Consider the following 246-nt stretch of genomic DNA (forward strand, 5'->3'; position numbering starts at 1 on the left):
CTATGACGGCGATCTGCCGCTTGAGTTGCTTTGCCTTGTCGAAAAGCGCGTTCTTGCGCGCCACCTGCCGCTCCTTGCGCCCGCGCGCCTCCACTCGTGCCAGCTCATCTCGCAGTGCCTTGAGCTTGGCGTCCGCCGCGAAGCGCTCGTCAACGGTTGCGGTTTCGCTGCCCGTATCGCCATACGCAACTTGCGAGGCGATCGAGTCCCAAACCTCGTCCATGCTCGTCGCTTTCAGGGTGAGGG

The 246-nt window shown here is 63.4% G+C and carries 1 protein-coding gene; it reads right to left on the minus strand.

All coding sequences use genetic code 11. From position 1 onward, the window contains the following. Positions 1-223 (minus strand): hypothetical protein (locus QP415_RS12525; protein ID WP_285100287.1); only part of this gene is annotated, 223 nt, incomplete at its 3' end. Positions 224-246 lie beyond the last annotated feature (23 nt).

It is taken from the genome of Pauljensenia sp. UMB3104 (assembly GCF_030217285.1).
Taxonomy (GTDB): Bacteria; Actinomycetota; Actinomycetes; order Actinomycetales; family Actinomycetaceae; genus Pauljensenia.